We start from the raw sequence: 19175 nt of genomic DNA, 5'->3' as shown, positions 1-19175 counted from the left end.
GTTAGTCTTGAGGGCATGCGAACCGCGTACCACGAGCAACTCTCGGATCTGGCCGAACAGCTCGGCAAGATGTGCGGCTTGGCCGGGGCAGCAATGGAACGCGCCACCCAGGCCCTGTTGCAAGCCGACTTGATGCTGGCCGAGCAGGTGATCACCGATCACGAGCAGATCGCCGCGATGAGTACCCGCGCCGAGGAAAGCTCCTTTGTGCTGTTGGCGTTGCAGGCCCCGGTTGCCGGGGACCTGCGCGCGATCGTCAGCTCCATTCAGATGGTGGCCGACATCGACCGGATGGGCGCATTGGCCCTGCACGTCGCCAAGATCACCCGCCGTCGCCACCCGCAGCACGCACTGCCCGAAGAGGTCAACGGGTACTTCGCCGAAATGGGCAGGCTTGCAGTCGAGTTGGGCAACAGTGCGCAAGAGGTGCTGTTGTCGCGCGACCCGGAAAAGGCCGCCCGGATCCGCGAAGAAGACGACGCGATGGACGACCTGCACCGGCACCTGTTCTCGGTGCTGATGGACAAGGAGTGGCGGCACGGAGTGGCCGCAGCCGTGGACGTGACGCTGCTCGGGCGGTTCTACGAGCGGTTCGCCGACCACGCCGTCGAGGTCGCTCGTCGGGTGATCTTCCAGGCGACTGGCAAGTTTCCCGACGAGCACACCCTGCCGTCAAGCGAGTAGCGCGTCGATCGCCCGGTAGATGCGCTGTTCGCTGACTGGGCGCGGGGTACCGAGCTGCTGAGCCCACAGACTCACCCGTAGCTCTTGGATCTGGCGCGCGATGTCGCGCACATCGTTGTCGCGATGGCGAGCGGTGGGCAGGGTCGCCAAGAGGTCCTGGTAGGCATGCTGCACCGCGTGTACCCGAGCCATCCGTTCCCGGTCAGCCTGCAACGCGCGGGGCAGCTGCTCCACCCGGCGACGGACCGCGGTGAGGTAGCGGATGAGATCCCCAAGATGCGCGCGACCGGTGGCGGTGACAAAACCGGGCGCCAGCAGCGCATCCAGCTGGCCGACGATATCGGCGAACGCCTCGGCCTGGGTGGGCGGCGGCTGCGCCGGCAGCGCCACTTGGGTGTCACGGGCCGCGGCCAGCACCTGCGCAACTCGGGTAATCACGTCAACCGTGGTCGGCACCAGCTCGGCGGCCACCCTATTCCGCAGCACTGTGTACTCGTCGCGGGTCCACACCGGTATTGGTGCCAACGCATCGGTCGCAGCGTCGGCACAGTCGTCGATGAGCGCGGCCAACGTCCCATCCGGGTTCGCCTTGAGCATCAGCCGGGTCGACGAATCCAGCTGACGCTCCACAGTTTTGACCGGCGAAGGAATGTCGCAGCGCAGCAACCGGCGGATACCGGGGCCGAGCGCGGAGCCCTGCTGCGCCTGGGTGGAGAACACCCGCAGCTGCGCGGTGGCACCGGCATCGACAAAAGCCGGGAAGCCACGAACGGCGCGCCCAGCTACCACCCGCTGCACGACCCGCGGCAGCGTGTCCACGTCGTCCGGCCAGCTGCGCAGCCCGCTGCGTTCCAGCTCCGCGCCGACCGCATCGGCGACCGCCGCGCGGGCGGACGCCGCCAGCCGATCCTGCAAGACGCCAAGGTCTTTGCCGCGAGCCACCTCTGTGCCGTCGGCGGCCTCCACCGCGAAGGTGACCCTCAAGTGCGCGGGAAGCTTGTCCAGGTCGAAGGCATCGATTCCGACCAGCACACCGGTGCGGCGACGCAGCTCGTGGACCAGCGTCTCCAGCAGCGGCTCGCCTGACGGCCCGATCGACGACAGCACCGCGCGCGCGGTGTCGGGCGCCGGGACAAAGTTACGACGCAGGTCTTTGGGCAGGGAGCGGATCAGCGCGGTGATCAGCTCTTCGCGCAGCGCCGGTACCTGCCAGGCGAACTCGTCGCCGCCGAGGCGTGCCAGCACATCGATCGGGACATGGACGGTGACCCCGTCGTCGGCGGCGCCCGGCTCGAAGCGATAGCTCAGCGGCAACGCGAGATCGGCGGTCGCCCAACTGTCCGGCCGGTCGGCGCCGAGTGTCTCGTCGGCCCGCAGCAGCTCATCGCGAGTGAAGGTCAGCAGGTCAGGGGTAATCTTCTGCTGCTTCTTCCACCAGCCGTCGAAGTGCCGTGCCGAGACCACCTCGGCGGGAATCCTTGTGTCGTAGAGGTCATACACGGTGTCGTCGTCGACGATCAGGTCGCGACGACGGACCCTGTCCTCCAGCTCCTGCAGCTGGGTGCGCAGCGCTGCGTTGTCGGCGAGGAATCGGTGCCGGGCCACCCAGTCGCCGTCGACCAGCGCATGCCGGATGAACAGCGCGCGGGCCACCACGGGCTCCACCCGGGCGTAGCCCACCCGGCGGCGCGCCACCAGCGGCAACCCGTAGAGCGTCACCTTTTCGAAGGCCATCACCTCGCCGCGCTTGGCATCCCAATGCGGCTCGCTGTAGCTGCGCTGCACCAGATCGCCCGCCACCCGCTCGACGGTTTCCGGCTGGATGCGCGCGGCGGTCCGCCCGAACAGCCGGCTGGTCTCCACCAGTTCAGCGACCATCGTCCAGCGCGGCGGTCGTTTGGCCAGCACCGATCCGGGCGCCAACACGAATTTCGAGTTGCGTGCACCGGCGAACTCCCGGCCGTCCTCGCGCCGCATCCCGACATGCGACAACAACCCGGCCAACAACGCAGCGTGCACAGCAGCCGGTTGAGCGGGCTCACCAGATTCACGGATGCCGATATCGGCGGCGATGCTGCGCAGCTGACCGACCAGGTCCTGCCATTCCCGAATCCGCAGGTAGTGCAGGAACTCATTACGGCACATGCGGCGAAACGCACTGCCGCTCAAAGCCTTCCGCTGCTCTGATAGGTACGACCACAAGTTGAGGTAGGCGGTGAAGTCGGAATCGTCGTCGACGAACCGGGCATGTTTGGCCCGGGCCGCCTCCTCCCGATCGACCGGCCGCTCCCTGGGGTCGGGGATGGTCAGGGCGGCGGCGAGCACCAGCATCTCGCGCACACAGCCCTCGGTCTCAGCAGCCAGGATCATCCGGCCCAAGCGCGGGTCCACCGGCAGCCGTGCCAGCCGACGGCCCACATCGGTGATCGCCCCCTGCGCGGTGAACGCCCCGAGTTCGACCAGCAACGCGACCCCGTCGCGGATGCTGCGCGAATCGGGAGGGTCGAGGAAGCCGAAGTCTTCCACCGCACCCAGCCGCAGCGACGCCATCCGCAGCAACACAGCCGCCAGGTTCGTGCGCAACACCTCGGGGTCGGTGTAGCGCGGTCGCGTGTCGAAGTCGACTTCGCTGTAGAGCCGGATGCAGATCCCGGGCGCCGTGCGGCCGCACCGGCCGCTGCGCTGGGCGGCGGAGGCCTGCGAGATGGGTTCGATCGGGAGCCGCTGCACCTTCAGCCGGCGACTGTAGCGGGAGATACGTGCGTTGCCCGGATCGATCACGTAGCGGATGCCCGGTACCGTCAGCGATGTCTCAGCCACGTTGGTGGCCAGCACAATGCGGTTCTTCTGCGGCCCCGATCGGGGCCGGGCGAACACCTTCTGCTGCTCTGCGGTGGACAGCCGCGCGTACAACGGAAGAATCTCGGTGTTGGGCAGCCCGCCGAGAGCCTCGGCGGTGTCGCGGATCTCGCGTTCGCCGGACAGGAACACCAGAATGTCGCCGGGCGGTTCGGCGGACAGTTCGTGCACCGCGTCGACGATCGCCTCGATCTCGTCGCGCGTCTCGGTCCGGATGATCTCTCGATCCGGGTCGTTGGGGTCGGTGGAATCGTCTGCGACCTCCGGGCTGACCGGGAGCTCCAGTGGGCGATACCGGATTTCCACCGGGTAGCTGCGGCCGGACACCTCGACGATCGGCGCAGGGCCACCGCCGTGGGCGAAGTGCGCTGCGAAGCGCTGAGGTTCGATGGTGGCCGAGGTGATGATCACCTTCAGATCTGGCCGGCGCGGCAACAACTCCCGCAGATAGCCGAGCAGAAAGTCGATGTTGAGGCTGCGTTCATGCGCCTCGTCGATGATCAGCGTGTCGTAGCGCAGCAACCGCCGGTCGCGTTCGAGCTCGGCGAGCAGGATGCCGTCGGTCATCAGCTTGATCAGGGTCCGATCGGACACCCGGTCGGTGAACCGGACCGCGTACCCGACGACATCGCCTAGCGGGCTGGCCAATTCGTCGGCGATGCGCTGAGCAACGGTGCGGGCGGCCAGCCGCCGCGGCTGGGTGTGGCCGATGGTGCCGCGAATTCCGCGACCGAGCTCCAGGCATATCTTGGGCAGCTGAGTGGTTTTACCGGAACCGGTCTCGCCGGCCACCACCACGACCTGGTGATCCCGAATCGCCGCGGCGATCTCGTCGCGGCGGGCGCTGACCGGCAGGTCGGGATAGCGGACATCCGGCACTGCGGCCCGGCGCGCGGCAACCAGCGCTTGGGCCTCGCCCATCCGCTCGGCCAGTTTTCGCACCTGCTCGGGCTTTGCGCCCCGCAGGTCCTTCAGGCGCCGTCCGAAGTAGACCGCGTCCCGCAGGGTCAGCTCATCGAGGAGCGTGCGCAACTGCGCGACGGACGGTTCCACCACTTCGCGAAGCTTACGGGCCGGGGCGACCCACCTGTCATCTGGCATTTAGCCAGTCATTATCAGCGTCATCCCAATTCCACCAGAATTCCACCGTTAGATCATGGCTGTTCACCCTACCGTAACCTTCGTGCACCGCATTAAATAGAGAAGTGACCCGGATAGCACGCGATGTTGCGAATTACCGGCCGGGTTGATCCGTGATGGCGCGCCAGTGATCATCACCCTAATTTGTCTGCGAAAGGGCAAAGTGAAACTGAACGGAATTGGCACGACGCTGGGCATTGTGGCGACCGGCGCATTGGTGTTATCCGGGTGCGGCAGCGATAAGAACGCCGACACCGGTGAGAAGACGACCTCGAGCTCGGCGGCCGCGGGCGGCAACTGCGGCGGCACGGACACGCTGAAAGCCAGCGGATCGACCGCCCAGCAGAACGCGATGGCCCGGTTCGTCAAGGCGTTCATCGACGAGTGTCCCGACCACAACGTCAACTACACGGCCAACGGATCGGGCGCCGGTATCCGGGAGTTCGTGGGCGGCCAGACCGACTTCGCCGGCTCCGACGTTCCGCTGAGCGGCGACGACTACGCCGAGGCGCAGCAGCGCTGCGAATCCCCGGCATGGAACCTGCCGGTGGTGTTCGGCCCCATCGCGATCACCTACAACATCCCGGGCGTCGACACGCTGATTCTCGACGGCCCGACCGCCGCGAAGATCTTCAACGGAGCCATCACCAGCTGGGATGACGCAGCAATCAAGGCGCTCAACCCGACGGCCACGCTGCCCGCCCAGCCGATCCACGTGGTGTTCCGCAGCGACGAGTCCGGGACCACCGACAACTTCCAGCAGTACCTGGATGCCGCCTCCGGCGGGGCCTGGGGCAAGGGCGTCGGCAAGTCGTTCAATGGTGGCGTCGGTGAAGGCGCCAAGGGCAACGACGGCACGGCCGGAGCCATCGCCTCCACCGAGGGGGCGATCACCTACAACGAGTGGTCATTCGCCCAGGCCAAGAATCTGGCGACTGCCCAGATCGTCACCTCCGCCGGGCCCGATCCGGTCGCGATCAGCACCGAGTCGGTCGGTAAGACCATCGCCGGTGCCACGATCAAGGGGCAAGGTAACGACCTGGTGCTCGACACGGCGTCGTTCTACCAGCCGACTCAGACGGGCTCTTACCCGATCGTGCTCGCCACCTACGAGGTAGTGTGCTCGAAGTACCCGGAGGCTGACGTCGGTACCGCGGTGCGGTTGTTCCTGAAGTCCACCATCGGCGCGGGCCAGAGCGGTCTGGCCGACAACGGCTATGTGCCGATCCCCGAGCCTTTCAAGGCTCGCCTGGCGTCCGCGGTCGACGCCATCTCGTGACCCCCGGGCTTCCCTCGACGCCCTTGGCGAACAGCCGCTCGCCGCGCGGTGAGCGGCTGTTCCGGGCGGCCGCGGTCTCGGCCGGATCGACGGTGGTGGTGGCGATCGCGCTGATCGCGATCTTCCTGCTGGTGCGCGCCGTCCCGTCGTTGCTGGCCAACGAGGCGAATTTCTTCACCAGCCCGGACTTCCGCACCAACGATCCCGATCACCTGTCGTTCGGCATCCGGGACCTGCTGATGGTCACGGTGTTGAGTTCGGTGTTCGCGTTGATATTGGCGGTACCGATCTCGGTGGGCATCGCGATCTTCCTCACCCAGTACGCACCCCGGCGGTTGACCCGACCGTTTGCCGTGGTGATCGACCTGCTGGCAGCGGTGCCGTCCATCATCTTCGGCCTCTGGGGGATCTTTGTGCTGGCGCCGATGCTGGTGCCGATGATGCGATTCCTCCGAAGTCACTTCGGCTGGCTGTTCCTGTTCCATAAGGGCAACGTGTCGCTGGCCGGCGGTGGCACGATCTTCACCGCGGGCATCGTGCTGGCGGTGATGATCCTGCCGATCATCACCTCGGTCTCGCGGGAGGTATTCCGGCAGACCCCATTCGCTCACATCGAAGCCGCCCAAGCCCTGGGCGCCACTCGGTGGGAGGTGGTCCGCATGGCCGTGCTGCCCTATGGCCGCAGCGGCGTGATCGCCGCGGCGATGCTGGGCCTGGGACGGGCGCTGGGCGAGACGGTCGCGATGCTGATCATCCTGCGGGCCGCGGCCAAGCCCGGGAACTGGTCGCTGTTCGATGGCGGGTACACGTTCGCCTCCAAAATCGCGTCGGCGGCATCGGAGTTCAGCGCTCCACTGCCGACCGGCGCCTACATCGCCGCGGGGTTCGCATTGTTCGCACTCACATTCTTCGTCAATGCCGCCGCGCGCGCGGTGGCCGGCGGCAAGGTCAACGGATGACCGCCCAACTGCTCGACACGCCGGTCAAACCATCGGTGCCGCGTCGCGATCACCTCAGCCTTCGGCGTCGGCTGACGGACAAGCTCGCCACGGCGGCGTTCGTGTCCTCGTTCGCCGTCGCGGCGGTCCCATTGGTCTGGCTGCTCTGGGTCGTGGTGTCTCGCGGTTGGCACGCGATCACCAATCTCAGCTGGTGGACGCACTCACTGCGCGGCGTACTGCCCGAAGAGCTCGCCGGCGGGGTGTACCACGCGCTGTACGGCACTTTGGTGCAAGCCGGGATGGCCACCGTACTGGCGGTACCGCTGGGGCTGATGACGGCGATCTACCTGATCGAGTACGGCGGCGGCCGCTGGGCGCGTTTGACCACCTTCATGGTCGACGTGCTTGCCGGAGTGCCTTCGATCGTGGCGTCGCTGTTCGTCTTCAGCCTGTGGATCGCCACCCTCAACTTCGAGCAGAGCGCCTTCGCGGTGTCGCTGGCGCTGGCACTGCTGATGTTGCCGATCGTGGTGCGTTCCACCGAGGAGATGCTGCGCCTGGTCCCCGACGAGCTGCGGGAGGCCAGCTACGCCCTAGGGGTGCCGCGATGGAAGACGATCCTGCGCATCGTCATTCCCACCGCGCTCTCCGGCATCCTGTCGGGGATCTTCTTGTCGATCGCCCGGATCATCGGCGAGACCGCCCCCGTACTGGTGCTGGTGGGCTACAGCCGCTCGATCAACTATGACGTCTTTCGCGACAACATGTCTTCGCTGCCGCTGCTGATCTACTCCGAGCTGGGGAACCCGGAGGCCGCCGGGGCCGCCCGAGTCTGGGGTGCCGCGCTGACGCTGATCATCCTGGTCGCAGTGAGCGCGATCGTGGCAGCGGTGGCGACGCGGCTCACCTCCGTCCACGACCGCTGACCGGCGCTGGAACCGCCGCATCAACCCGGCGGTTTAGCGAGGCTCGACGAAGGAGAGCCGACGCTGGAACCGCCGCATCAGCCCCGCGGTTTAGCGAGGCTCGACGAAGGAGAGCCGACGCTGGAACCGCCGCATCAGCCCCGCGGTTCGGTGCCGCCGACCAGTTTCACCACCCGGTTGTTACCCCGGTCGGCGACGTAGAGGGTGCCGTCCGCACCGACCACGACCTGTAGTGGGGTGTTCAGGCCGGTGAACGGCAGCTTCGTCTGGGTGTTGGCCCCGGCGGTCAGCTTCACCACCGTGTGGCTGTCGTGGTTGGTGACGAAGACGCTGCCGGCCCCGTCGACGGCGACGCCCCACGGGGCATCGAGACCGGTGAACGGAAGCACGCTCTGGGTATTGGATCCCGCGGCGAGCCGCACCACCCGATCGTTGTCGGTATCGGTGACGTAGACATTGCCGGAGGAGTCGACAGCCACGTCGTCGGGATTGTGCAGCCCGGCGAACGGCAGCACCACCTGGGCGGCGGCCCCGGCCGGCAACTTGACCACCCGATTGTTACCCCGGTCGGCGACATAGACGCTGCCGTCGTTGTCCACCACCAGGCCTTCCGGGTAGTTCAGCCCGGTGAAGGGCAGCTCGGACTGGACGTGGGAATCCGGGTCCAGCTTCACCACCCGATTGTTGAAGTCGGTGACGTACACCGCGCCGGCCCGATCGACGGCTACGCCCTGCGGTTCGTAGAGCCCGGTGAACGGCAGCATCACCGGGGTGTTCGATCCCGGTTCCAACTTCACCACGCGGCCGTACATGCTCTGGTTGGTGACGTAGACGTTTCCGCTGCTGTCCAGCGCCAATCCACCCGGGGAGAGCCGGAAGCTCAGCCCCTCCAAGGGCAGCACACTCTGCCCGTTCGCCGACACCGTCGTCCCGGGCGATGTCTCCGAACGGTGGGTGACCGCGTAGCCCCCCACACCGGCGGCTAACAGCAGCGCCGCGGCGGCCGCGGCCGGCACCAACCATCGGCGATTCCCACGGTTCTTTGCCTCGGCGGCAAACGCCGGTGCGGCGGCCGGGGGCTGCGCCGCCGGCCGGTCCCGCCACCCGCTCGGGACGGGCCGCATCTGAGTCTGCTCGTGTGGCTGGTCGTAGGAGTTCGCTTCATAGGCACGGTGTGCGTAGCCGGCCGGCTGTTGGCGGTTGCCGTTGGCCGGAGAGCTCGCGCCGCCGTTGGTGGAGGCACTGACGGCGCTGGCCATTCGGGTGGCCACACCGCCCTGCTGGACGATCATCGCGGCCTGATGCTGCTCCGCGGTGGTGAGCGCATCATGTGCGGCGCGGGCCAGGTCGCCGGCGCTGCTGTATCGCTCCCGCGGATTCTTCGCCATCCCCCTGGCGATCACCTGGTCCAATCCGATCGGTACCTGGCCCGGCCGCAGCTGGCTGGGCCGCGGGGCGGGCTCCATCAGATGGGAGGCGATCAGTCGTTCAATGGTCTCGCTCCGGTACGGCGGCTGACCGCTCAGACACTCGCTCAGCACGCAGGCCAACGAATAGATGTCGGCACGGTAGTCGACCTCGCCCCCACTGAACCGCTCGGGCGCCATGTAGTTGTAGGTGCCCAGCGCCATCCCGGTCTGGGTCAGGCCGGGATCTGCCGCGGCCCGGGCGATGCCGAAATCGACCAGGTAGGCGAAATCATCGCGGGTGAGCAGGATGTTCGCCGGCTTGATGTCGCGATGGGTGATTCCGCTGGCGTGCGCGGCATCCAGAGCGGCGGCCACCTGTTCGATCACCGCCACGGCGCGCGCCGGGGCCAGCGAGCCGGAGCGCTGCAACTCCATGCCGAGGTCGTTGCCGTCGATCAGCCGCATCTCGACGAACATCTGGCCGTCGATCTCGCCGTAGTCGTGGATGGGCACCACGTGCGGCTCGGTCAGCCGGCCCGCGGCGTCGGCCTCGCGTTGCATCCGGATTCGGAATGCCGGATTGCCCGACAGTACGGGGGCGATCAGCTTCAGTGCGACCGATCGGTGCTTGCGGGTGTCCTCGGCCTCATAGACCTCACCCATGCCACCTCGCCCCAGCAGCCGAAGCAACCGGTAAGGACCGAATTGGGAACCCACCTGGGAAGCCGGTCCGTTATTGTTCACGACGCTCCATTCACCCGGTCAGGTTTGGCATCACGCGATCAACTGTTGCGGTGAACAGAAGATTAACCAAAGGTTACCAGTCAAAATGGATCGCCGCAGACCTCGACGATCAGGAAATAGCGTCGACCGCCGTCTTCAATTTCGACGTGAATTCCGGCGGCAGCGGAATATAGCCGTACTGGTCCAGATCCTGCTGTCCGTCGCCGATCGCCGCTTGCATAAACGCCTTGACCGCTTGCGCCGTCGAGGGGTCGGGGTATTTGGAGCAGACGATCTCGTAGGTCACCAGCACGATCGGGTAGGCGCCCGCCACAGTCGGCTTGTAGAACGACGAGGTATCCACCACCAGGTCGTTGCCGGCACCGCTGAACTTGGCGCCGGCGATGGTCTTATCCACCGAGTCGACGGAGATGTTCACCGGTTGCGGACCCGCCGACGTGATGATCTGGGCCATGTTGAGCTCGCGACCCACCGCGTAGGACCACTCGTTGTAGGTGATCGCCCCCTCGGTGGTGCGCAGCATCGCCGAGGTGCCGTCGTTGCCGGCGGCTCCGACCCCGGTACCTCCGTTGAAGGTCTTGCCCACGCCGCGGCCCCAGGAGCCGTCGGAGGCGACGTCGAGGTACTTCTGGAAGTTGTCGGTGGTTCCGGAGTCGTCGCTGCGGTACACCACGTGGATGGGCTCGGCAGGCAATGCCGCGTCCTTGTTGAGAGCTTTCACCGCGGGGTCATCCCACTTGGTGATGGTGCCGTTGAAGATCTTGGCCAACGTGGGCCCATCGAGGTCGAGTTCATTGACGCCGCCGATGTTGTAGGTCACGGCAATCGGACCGAAGACCGTAGGCAGGTGCCAAGGCGTTGAGCCGCACCGCGCGGCCACCCGCTGCGGCTCACCGTTCGACGGATCGAGAGGAGAGTCGGAACCGGCTAATTCCGTTTGCCCACTGGAGAATTCGGCGATGCCGGTGCCAGAGCCGTTGGCCCGGTAGTTCAGGGTGTAGTCGGGGCAAGCCCGGATGTAGGCGTAAACGAACTGTTCGATGGCGTGCGCCTGGGCCGTCGACCCGCTCGCGGTCAGCCTCTGCTTGCCGCCGCACTGCACCGCTGACGAGCCCGCGCCCGAGACCGATGACGATCCGCCACCACCGCAAGCCACGACCGTCAGCAGTACGGCCGCCAGTAGGCTCGAGACGATACCGAATCGGTTGATCCTCAACGGCGCTCCTTCGGCAGTCGGCGTGGCAACCACACGGTAGCCGAATCCGGTAATAAGTCAGCCAAAGCGACCCGAGATGTAGTCCTCGGTTTCCTTAAGTCTCGGATTAGAGAAGATCTTCTCGGTGCCGTCGATCTCGACCAACCGGCCGGGCTTCCCGACGGCCTCCAGGTTGAAGAACGCCGTCTGATCACTCACCCGCGCCGCCTGCTGCATGTTGTGGGTGACGATGACGATGGTGTAGTCCTGCTTGAGCTGGGAGATCAGCTCTTCGATGGCCATCGTCGAGATCGGATCCAGCGCCGAGCAAGGCTCATCCATCAACAGCACATCGGGTTGCACCGCGATGGCCCGCGCGATGCACAACCGCTGCTGTTGCCCACCGGAGAGCCCGCCGCCCGGCTTGTCCAGCCGGTCTTTGACCTCGTTCCACAAGTTCGCCCCACGCAAGGAGAACTCCGCGGTTTCGTCGAGCATGCGGCGGTTGCGGATTCCCTGCAGTTTGAGGCCGGCCACGACGTTGTCGCGAATGGACATGGTGGGGAAGGGATTCGGGCGCTGAAATACCATTCCGACGGCTTGACGAACGCCCACCGGGTCGATTCCGGGACGGTAGATGTTCTCGCCGTCGAGCAGCACCGAGCCCTCGATCCGGGCCCCCGGCGTGGTCTCGTGCATCCGGTTGAGGGTGCGCAGCACGGTCGACTTGCCACATCCGGACGGACCGATGAACGCGGTGACACTTCGCGGCGCAACCGACAGCGACACGTCGGCCACCGCGTGAAACGACCCGTAATAGATGTTGAGGTCGGTGAGATCCAACCTTTTAGCCACCGTGCAGCTCTCCTTGTTCGCCCACCGCTACGCGCTGGTTGTCCAGACAGATCTAGAACTTCTTGGGAGCGAAGATGCGCGCCCCGAACCTGGCCGCGACGTTGAGTATCGCGATCAGCAGGATGAGAGTCAGCGCAGCGCCCCAGAGCCGATCTGTGGGAACCGCGCTCGCGCCCGCACCGGCCGACGTCTGGTCATACATCATGCCCGGCAGCGACCCCATGAAGCCGTGGAACATATCGAAGTTGATCGCCTGCGAATAGCCCACCAGGATCAACAGCGGCGCGGTCTCGCCCATCACCCGGGCCAGCGCCAACAGAATTCCGGTGACGATGCCCGACAGCGCGGTCGGAATCACGATGCTGGTGATGGTCTTCCACTTCGGGGCGCCCAGCGCGTAGCTGGCCTCGCGCAGGTCCATCGGAATGATCCGCAGCATCTCCTCGGTGGCTCGCACGATCACCGGCACCATCAGCAGCACCAACGACAGCGACACCGCGAAGCCGGACCGGTGAAATCCCAAGGTGGCCACCCACAACGCGTAGACGAACAGCGCTGCAACGATCGACGGCACCCCGGTGAGGATGTCGACCATGAAGGTCGCGAGCTTGCCCAGTCGGGTACCGGCACCGTATTCGACCAGATAGATCGCGACGAAGATCCCAATCGGGATCGAGATGGCCGCGCACAGCAGTCCTTGCAGCAGGGTCCCGATGATCGCATGGTAGGCACCGCCGCCGGCCACGAACGCCGTCATGCCGGCCTGCGAATGGGTCCACCAGGTACTGGTGCTGACGGCACCGAAACCGAAGTCGAACACCGAGTACATCACCCATACCAAGGGCACCAACGCCAAGGCCATCGCGGCGGTGACCAGCACCGTCGCAATCGAATCGGCCACCCGTCGGCGCAGGCCCACCCCCGCGAAAGTGCGCAGCTTGACGGGCCGGTCCAGCAACGCGGTCATGAATGAACCTTCTGGGTGATCGCGACGCGCGCCATCGCGTTGACGATAAGTGTCAGCACGAACAGCACCAGGCCGGCTGCGATGTAGGCGCCCGCCTTGTACTGATCGTTGAATTCCGATGCGGTGGCGGCGATCTTGGTGGCGAAGGTGGAACCGCCGTCGAACAGCGACCAGTTGAACGCCTTCTGTGTGGAGCGCAGGATGATCAGCAACGCGACCGTCTCACCGAGCGCTCGGCCCAAGCCCAGCATCGCGGCACTGATGTAGCCAGAGCGGCCGAACGGCAGCATCACCATCTTGACCACCTCCCAGCGGGTCGCCCCCAGCGCCAGGGCGGCCTCGACCTGACCGCGGGGCGTCTGAGCCAGCACCTCGCGGGTGACCGCGGTGATGATCGGCAGGATCATCACCGCCAGCACGATTCCGCCGGTGAAGATGGTGCCCCCGCCCGCCACCGAGGCGTTGCCGTCGGCGAACAGGAAGAATCCGGAGAGATGCTCGTTGAGCCATAGCGCGACGCCGCGCAACTGTGGGGCCAGCACGTACAGGCCCCAGGCTCCGTAGATGATCGACGGCACGGCGGCCAGCAGTTCGACCAGGTAGCCCAGGATCCCGACGAGCCGTCGCGGTGCGTATTCGGCGAGATAGACCGCGACGCCCAGAGCAACCGGCATGGCCAGCAACAGGGCGAACACCGAGACGAACACCGTCACCTGCAGCATCTCCGCGATGCCGAAGTGCATGGCGGAGGTGTTGGTGGTGACCCAACTGCCGCCGTAGGTGAAGAAGTTCTCCCGGTTGCGCTGCAGCGCGGGTATCGCCCGCAGCAGCAGGAAGCCTCCGACGGCGCTGATCAAGACGATGATCAGCACCCCGGAGCCTTCTGCGACCAGGCGGAACAGCCGATCTTGCAGTCGGCTTCCGGTGGACCGCAACGCCGTCGGGGTCACCGACGGCGTCGATGCAGGCGCGGACACAGACGAGTCAGCGATGCCTACACCCCCTCATCGCTTGCGCACGGCGGCTACTGGATCGCGTCGATGGCGGCACTCAAGCGCCGTTTCAACTGGTCCGGCAGCCGGACGTAACCAGCGGACGACAATTCGTCCTGGCCGCTGGTGGAGGCCGTCCTCAGGAAGGACTTCACGGCCGCCGACGTGTCGGGGTCGTAGCCCTTGGAGCAGACGATCTCATAGGTAACCAAGACTAGCGGGTAGGCCGCGGCCTGCTTGGTGCCGTAAAGCGACCTGAGGTCCAGCCGCATGTCGTTGCTGTCCTCGGACACGAACCCAGCGGACTGAATCGCGACACCAGCCGATTCATCGGTTGCGGCGACCACTCCAGAGCCCGAGTCGATCATCGCCGACCGCAGGTTGGCCTGGTCGGCGAAGCCCTTCTCGACATAGCCGACGGCACCGGGCGTGCTCTGGACCGCCTGCACGACGCCGGCCGACTTCTGCGCGCCCTCGCCGACGCCGCCCTGGAATTCGCTGCCCTCGCCCTTGGTCCAGGTATGCGGCGCTGCCGCGCTGAGGTACTTCTGGAAGTTGTCGGTGGTGCCCGACGAGTCCGAGCGGTAGATCGGCGTGATGGCGATCGCCGGCAGTTCCTCGCCCGGGTTGAGGGCCACCAACGCGGGGTCGTTCCAGCTGGTGATGGCGCCGCTGAAGATCCGGGCCAGCACGTCGCCGTTGAGGACCAGGTTCTCCACCCCGTCGAGGTGGTAGGCGATGCTGACCGGTCCGAACACCAGCGGCAGGTGCCATGCCGGGTTCTGGCCGCAGCGGTCGGCCGCCTCGGCGACCTGCGCCTCGCTCAGCGGCGAGTCCGACCCGGCGAAGTCGACGTGCCCGGCGATGAACTGCTCGCGGCCCGCGCCCGACCCGGTCGGGTTGTACGACAGGTTCTTGCCCGAGCACTGTTTGCCCCACACCTGGTTGAACACAGCGATCGCGTTCTGCTGAGCAGTCGATCCCTCAGCGGTCAGCGTGTCCTTACCGGCGCACTCGGCGGAGTCGGCTTTGCCGGAGGTGGTGCCGGTTCCCGCCGGACTTGCGGCGTTGTCGTCGCTGCCGCAGCCACTGAGCGCCAGACCGGTCATTGCGGCCGCTACCAGCGCAAGACCCGCCTTTGTGCGTTTCATCAGTTCTCGCTTTCTCGCTTCGGCGTTCCAATCTCTCCGGGAACGTATGCGGCACTTATGGATGGCAACCACCTGCCAGATGAACGGGCGGTGAATAGATTCCGGAGCCGCCTCAGAACTGGTCCACCGCGGCGTAAGCGGTATCGACACTGTGCACGACAAAGCCCAGCTGCTCGTAGGTGCGCAACGCCGCGGTGTTGTCCGCCTCGACGTAGAGCAGCACGATCGGCTCCTCGACGTCGGCCAGCCGGTCCGCCAGGTAGACCAGGCCGATTTCGGTCAGCACCCGGCCCAGACCGCGGCCCTGGGCGGCCGGATCGACGCCCACCACGTAGACCTCCCCGGCACGTTCGGCGCCCGGTTTGCCGGAGTGGATCTTGGTCCAGTGAAACCCCAGCAGCACCGGTCCGTCGAACGCCAAAAACAGTCCGGCCGGATCGAACCATGCCTCGGCGCGGCGCTGGGCCAGGTCCCCCGCCGTCCAGCCGCCCTGCTCGGGGTGCCAGGAGAACGCGGCGTTGTTGACCCGCAGCAGTTCGGCGTCGTCGTCGGGGCCCGCATAGGTGCGAATCGTCACCCCGGAAGGAACCTTCGGCTCCGGCACGCCCCGCAGCGACCGGCGCATCTGCAGCAGTTCACGCACCGCGGTCAGTCCTAGCGCCTCGGCGGTGGCTCGGGCGGCGGGCAGAGTGCCGTGCGCCCAGAACCGGCTGCCGCCATCACGGTGGGCCAGCGCGGCGCGGACCATCGCCGCCCCGATACCGCGCCGCCGGGCGTGCGGCGCCACCACCAGTTCCGCCATCGGCGCGGCGTCCTGCGAGCCCGCGGTCAGATTCAGATAGCCCAGCACCGTTGCGCCGTCACCGGCGACCAGATGTTCGGTGCGGGAAGCGGTGAGCTCCCGCAGTACCTGCTCCCCCACCGGCGCGACGCCGTCCTGACGGCCGGCAGCGGTGATCAGCTCGCGAATCTGCCGCTGCTGGTCATCGGTCAGTGCGACATGCCATTGCGGGGCGGTCACTGACTGGTCAGCGGCTCGGGCGCACCGCCGTCGGCGCCATCGAGGTCCTCGACCATGTCGTTGTCGTCCTCTTCGTCGGAGGCGGTCGAGGAGTGGCCCCGCACCGGCCGAACCGCTTTGTAGCCGACGTTGCGGACCGTGCCGATCAGCGACTCGTATTCCGGCCCGAGCTTGGCGCGCAACCGCCGAACGTGCACGTCGACCGTGCGCGTACCGCCGAAGAAGTCGTAGCCCCAGACCTCCTGCAACAACTGCGCCCGGGTGAAGACCCGGCCGACGTGTTGAGTGAGGTACTTGAGCAGCTCGAACTCTTTATAGGTCAGGTCCAGCGGACGGCCCCGCAGCCTCGCGGTGTAGGTGCCCTCGTCGATCACCAGCTCGCCGAGCTTGGTCTGACCGGAGGCCTGCTCGGCGGCAGGCGCGCCGCGGCGCCCGGTCAGCAGCCGCAACCGGGCGTCGGTCTCGGCTGGTCCGGTACCCGGAAGCAGGATCTCGTCGATACCCCACTCGGCGTTGACCGCCACCAGTCCGCCCTCGGTCACGATCGCGACCACCGGGACCGATCCCGCGGTGGCGCTCAGCAGCCGGCACAGCCCGCGTGCCGCGGCCAGATCGGTGCGCGCGTCGACCACAACCACCTCGGCCGAACCGGCCTCAAGCAGCGCAGAAACCTCGGGCGCGGCGGTCCGCACAGTGTGTGCAAGCAGCGACAGCGACGGCAACACCCCGTCGGGGTGCAGGTCAGCGGTCAACAGCAGTAGCTCCAATAGAGGCCCTCCAGCGTCCCAGGTGATCTAACGATAGCGTGCGACCTGCCAGAATGACCTAGTGCGCAGGGTGCTTATCGGTATGTCGGCCGCGATCGCGGCACTGGTCTTGGTGACCGCCGGGGTCGATTTCGGCGCGAGCGTCTACGCCGAGTACCAGTTGTCACGGGCAGTACGGCAGGCCACGGCCCTGCGCGCAGACCCGTTCGTGGCGATCCTGGGTTTCCCGTTTCTGCCGCAGGCGCGCCGCGATCACTACACCGAGGTGGAGATAAAGGCCCCGGCCGTCGAGCAGCCGATTATCGGCAAGTCGATGCTGGAGGCCACGATGCACTCGGTCGACCTGACCCAGGCCACCTGGCGGTTTCGGCCGGACGCCCCGATCCCGGTGGCCAGACTGGAGAGCCGAATTATCATCGGCTCTGTGCATTTGGGCCGCTACCTGGGCATCCGCGACCTGATGGTGGAGGCGCCGCCGGCCGAGACCAACGACAACACCGGCGGCACCACGGAGTCCGGAATCTCGAGCAGCCACGGGCTGGTCTTCACCGGCACGCCGGAGGGATTCGGCAAGCGGGTGAGCGTGGCCGTGGACCTGTCCATCGGTGGGGAAGATCACAGCACGTTGGTGATCACCCCGACCGGCATCCTCACCGGCCCGGACACCGCCGACCAGAGTGTGCCGGATGAGCAGCGCGCCGCAGTGCTCACCGCGTTCCGCGGCAGTTTGCCGCAGCAGCGGCTGCCGTTCGGGTTGGTACCGACCAGTCAGGGTGCGCGCGGCTCCGATGTGATCATCGAGGGCATCGCCGACGGAATGACGGTCACCCTGCCGGAGTTCCGCCCAAGATGAGCATCGTCGCGATCGTCGCCGCCCTGGTGTTCGCCGCCGCGACCGGATGGTGGCTGAACCGGCGGGCCGGGGTGTTGCGCCAGCTGCCCGACTCCGGGACTCAAGGCGACGACGCCGCCGCTTCCGAGGCCGCCTTCTTGGGGCTGGAACCGGGACGCCCCGCGGTGGTGCATTTCTCGGCGCCGTGGTGCGGACCGTGCGCCGGCGTGCGCCGGGTGGTGGAGAAAGTCTGTGATGACCTCGGGGGCCCGGCGAAGGTGGCCCATCACGAGATCGACATCGACGCCAATCCCGAAGCCGCGCGCAGGTTTTCGGTGCTGTCACTGCCGACCACTGTGATTTTCGACGGCGAGGGACGCCGACGGTACCGCGCCGCGGGCGTCCCGACGACCGCGGACCTGCGTTCTGCGCTGGAACCTCTGTTGGCTTGACCGCCCCTGGGTTGGGTAGGCTGTATGCCGTGTTCGCCCGCCTTGAGCTTGTGCTCACCAAGCGCCGCGCAGTCGACCTGTGCCGCACCGCGGGCTGCTGTTGTTGTCGTTGCCGCTGAGACGCGCGTTTTCGCGTCGCTAGCGGAGCCGCCCGGGAAAGCCGTGGCATGTCTCCACCAGCCACTCGCCACGACAGCAGCAGGGAGCATTTCATGCGGGACATCGACACCGACACCGCCCAGATACAACAGGTAGACGTCCGGGGTCCCCGGTTCGCCGCCTGGATCACCACCGCCGTACTGGTGGCCGTCTTGCTGATCGCCGAATTTCGCCCGGCGGTCGCGGCCGGCCTGCTGGCCGCCCAAGCCGTCGTCTTCGCGATCGGCGCCATCTCGGGCCCCCGCCGCCACCCTTACGGCCTGCTGTTCGCCCGGCTGGTGGCGCCGCGGCTGGGGCCGGTCACCGAGCGTGAGCCGACGGCGCCGTTGCGCTTCGCCCAGCTCGTCGGCCTGGTGTTTGCCGTGGTCGGGGTCGCCGGGTTCGCGTTCGCGCCGGGGCTCGGCCTGATCGCCACCGCGTTTGCGCTGGCGGCCGCTTTTCTCAATGCCGCCTTCGGGATCTGTCTGGGCTGCCAGCTCTACCCACTCGTCGTACGGCTGCGGCCGGATACGGCGTAACCACCACAGCATCTCCCCTGGAATAGCCAGAAAGGATTCCCACCATGGCACGCTCTGACGTCCTGGTCTCCACCGACTGGGCTGAGAGCAATCTCGACGCGCCCAACACCGTGTTCGTCGAAGTCGACGAAGACACCAGCGTCTATGACATCAACCACATCCCGGGCGCGATCCGGCTGGACTGGCGCAAGGACTTGCAGGACCCGGTACGGCGCGACGTCATCGACGAGTCCGCGTTTTCCAAGCTGCTCTCCGAGCGCGGTATCGCCAACGACGACACCGTG

The 19175-nt window shown here is 66.8% G+C and carries 18 protein-coding genes; 9 read left to right on the top strand and 9 right to left on the bottom strand.

The window, feature by feature from the left end; all coding sequences use genetic code 11:
- The first annotated feature begins 15 nt into the window (after positions 1–15).
- Positions 16–684 (top strand): phosphate signaling complex protein PhoU, encoded by a 669-nt coding sequence (gene phoU / locus N416_RS0120205; protein WP_024443910.1) that lies wholly within the window; start codon positions 16–18, stop codon positions 682–684.
- Here phoU and hrpA read toward each other — a convergent pair.
- The gene (gene hrpA, locus N416_RS0120200; RefSeq protein WP_024443909.1) at positions 673–4599 is read right to left on the bottom strand and encodes an ATP-dependent RNA helicase HrpA; all 3927 of its coding nucleotides are present in this window, start codon (positions 4597–4599) and stop codon (positions 673–675) included. The two genes, phoU and hrpA, sit on opposite strands and share 12 nt — an antisense overlap.
- A 247-nt stretch (positions 4600–4846) precedes the next feature.
- Here hrpA and pstS (N416_RS0120195) point away from each other — a divergent pair, with 247 nt between their 5' ends.
- The 3 genes from pstS (N416_RS0120195) to pstA (N416_RS0120185) are packed head-to-tail and all read left to right on the top strand — an operon-like array spanning position 4847 to position 7829.
- Positions 4847–5962, top strand: coding sequence for a phosphate ABC transporter substrate-binding protein PstS (pstS, locus tag N416_RS0120195; RefSeq protein ID WP_024443908.1), 1116 nt, complete (start codon positions 4847–4849; stop codon positions 5960–5962).
- Positions 5959–6921, top strand: coding sequence for a phosphate ABC transporter permease subunit PstC (pstC, locus tag N416_RS0120190; RefSeq protein ID WP_024443907.1), 963 nt, complete (start codon positions 5959–5961; stop codon positions 6919–6921). The genes pstS (N416_RS0120195) and pstC (N416_RS0120190) overlap by 4 nt, the downstream gene beginning before the upstream one ends.
- Positions 6918–7829: a phosphate ABC transporter permease PstA gene (pstA, locus tag N416_RS0120185; RefSeq protein WP_024443906.1), complete on the top strand. Its 912-nt coding sequence runs from the start codon at positions 6918–6920 to the stop codon at positions 7827–7829. The genes pstC (N416_RS0120190) and pstA (N416_RS0120185) overlap by 4 nt, the downstream gene beginning before the upstream one ends.
- Before the next feature lie 134 nt (positions 7830–7963).
- Here pstA (N416_RS0120185) and N416_RS0120180 read toward each other — a convergent pair whose 3' ends face one another.
- From N416_RS0120180 to N416_RS0120145, 8 genes are all read right to left on the bottom strand, one after another.
- A complete protein-coding gene (locus N416_RS0120180; RefSeq protein WP_024443905.1) occupies positions 7964–9982 on the bottom strand; it encodes a serine/threonine-protein kinase PknD in 2019 nt (672 codons plus the stop codon).
- Between the two features lie 109 nt (positions 9983–10091).
- A complete protein-coding gene (gene pstS / locus N416_RS0120175) occupies positions 10092–11198 on the bottom strand; it encodes a phosphate ABC transporter substrate-binding protein PstS (protein ID WP_024443904.1) in 1107 nt (368 codons plus the stop codon).
- A 57-nt stretch (positions 11199–11255) separates the two neighbouring features.
- A complete protein-coding gene (gene pstB, locus N416_RS0120170) occupies positions 11256–12032 on the bottom strand; it encodes a phosphate ABC transporter ATP-binding protein PstB (RefSeq protein ID WP_024443903.1) in 777 nt (258 codons plus the stop codon).
- Positions 12033–12084: 52 nt separating this feature from the next.
- Complete coding sequence (gene pstA, locus N416_RS0120165) at positions 12085–12999, bottom strand: phosphate ABC transporter permease PstA (protein WP_024443902.1); 915 nt, start codon at positions 12997–12999, stop codon at positions 12085–12087.
- Positions 12996–13976: a phosphate ABC transporter permease subunit PstC gene (gene pstC / locus N416_RS0120160; RefSeq protein WP_369797626.1), complete on the bottom strand. Its 981-nt coding sequence runs from the start codon at positions 13974–13976 to the stop codon at positions 12996–12998. Before pstC (N416_RS0120160) ends, pstA (N416_RS0120165) begins: the two co-directional genes overlap by 4 nt.
- 47 nt (positions 13977–14023) lie before the next feature.
- Positions 14024–15142, bottom strand: coding sequence for a phosphate ABC transporter substrate-binding protein PstS (pstS, locus tag N416_RS0120155; protein WP_024443900.1), 1119 nt, complete (start codon positions 15140–15142; stop codon positions 14024–14026).
- Between the two features lie 112 nt (positions 15143–15254).
- The gene (mshD, locus tag N416_RS0120150; RefSeq protein WP_024443899.1) at positions 15255–16163 is read right to left on the bottom strand and encodes a mycothiol synthase; all 909 of its coding nucleotides are present in this window, start codon (positions 16161–16163) and stop codon (positions 15255–15257) included.
- Positions 16160–16930: a response regulator transcription factor gene (locus N416_RS0120145; protein ID WP_024443898.1), complete on the bottom strand. Its 771-nt coding sequence runs from the start codon at positions 16928–16930 to the stop codon at positions 16160–16162. The genes mshD and N416_RS0120145 overlap by 4 nt, the downstream gene beginning before the upstream one ends.
- A 61-nt stretch (positions 16931–16991) precedes the next feature.
- Here N416_RS0120145 and lmeA point away from each other — a divergent pair, with 61 nt between their 5' ends.
- The 5 genes from lmeA to N416_RS21975 form a co-directional block, all read left to right on the top strand.
- Positions 16992–17783: a mannan chain length control protein LmeA gene (gene lmeA / locus N416_RS0120140; RefSeq protein ID WP_024443897.1), complete on the top strand. Its 792-nt coding sequence runs from the start codon at positions 16992–16994 to the stop codon at positions 17781–17783.
- Positions 17780–18214 (top strand): co-chaperone YbbN, encoded by a 435-nt coding sequence (locus tag N416_RS0120135; RefSeq protein WP_024443896.1) that lies wholly within the window; start codon positions 17780–17782, stop codon positions 18212–18214. Before lmeA ends, N416_RS0120135 begins: the two co-directional genes overlap by 4 nt.
- A 29-nt stretch (positions 18215–18243) precedes the next feature.
- Positions 18244–18333, top strand: coding sequence for an Ms5788A family Cys-rich leader peptide (locus N416_RS24370; protein ID WP_369797625.1), 90 nt, complete (start codon positions 18244–18246; stop codon positions 18331–18333).
- Between the two features lie 93 nt (positions 18334–18426).
- Positions 18427–18891 carry a DUF4395 domain-containing protein gene (locus tag N416_RS0120130; protein WP_024443895.1) on the top strand — a complete coding sequence of 155 codons (465 nt, stop codon included), beginning with the start codon at positions 18427–18429 and terminating at the stop codon, positions 18889–18891.
- A 44-nt stretch (positions 18892–18935) separates the two neighbouring features.
- On the top strand, positions 18936–19175 hold a 240-nt coding region (locus N416_RS21975; protein WP_036458772.1), incomplete at its 3' end, for a rhodanese-like domain-containing protein.

The sequence above is a fragment of the Mycobacterium sp. UM_WGJ genome (assembly GCF_000455125.1).
Lineage (GTDB): Bacteria > Actinomycetota > Actinomycetes > Mycobacteriales > Mycobacteriaceae > Mycobacterium.
Note: the sequence above shows the minus strand (reverse complement) of the source record. Positions and strands in the feature narration are given on the sequence as shown.

What these genes read in the sequence shown, in the direction of transcription:
- phoU (WP_024443910.1), top strand. Translation starts at nt 16, where the DNA reads ATGCGAACCGCGTACCACGAGCAACTCTCGGATCTGGCCGAACAGCTC.
- pstA (WP_024443906.1), top strand. Translation starts at nt 6,918, where the DNA reads ATGACCGCCCAACTGCTCGACACGCCGGTCAAACCATCGGTGCCGCGT.
- pstA (WP_024443902.1), bottom strand. Translation starts at nt 12,999, where the DNA reads ATGACCGCGTTGCTGGACCGGCCCGTCAAGCTGCGCACTTTCGCGGGG.
- pstS (WP_024443900.1), bottom strand. Translation starts at nt 15,142, where the DNA reads ATGAAACGCACAAAGGCGGGTCTTGCGCTGGTAGCGGCCGCAATGACC.
- N416_RS0120135 (WP_024443896.1), top strand. Translation starts at nt 17,780, where the DNA reads ATGAGCATCGTCGCGATCGTCGCCGCCCTGGTGTTCGCCGCCGCGACC.
- N416_RS0120130 (WP_024443895.1), top strand. Translation starts at nt 18,427, where the DNA reads ATGCGGGACATCGACACCGACACCGCCCAGATACAACAGGTAGACGTC.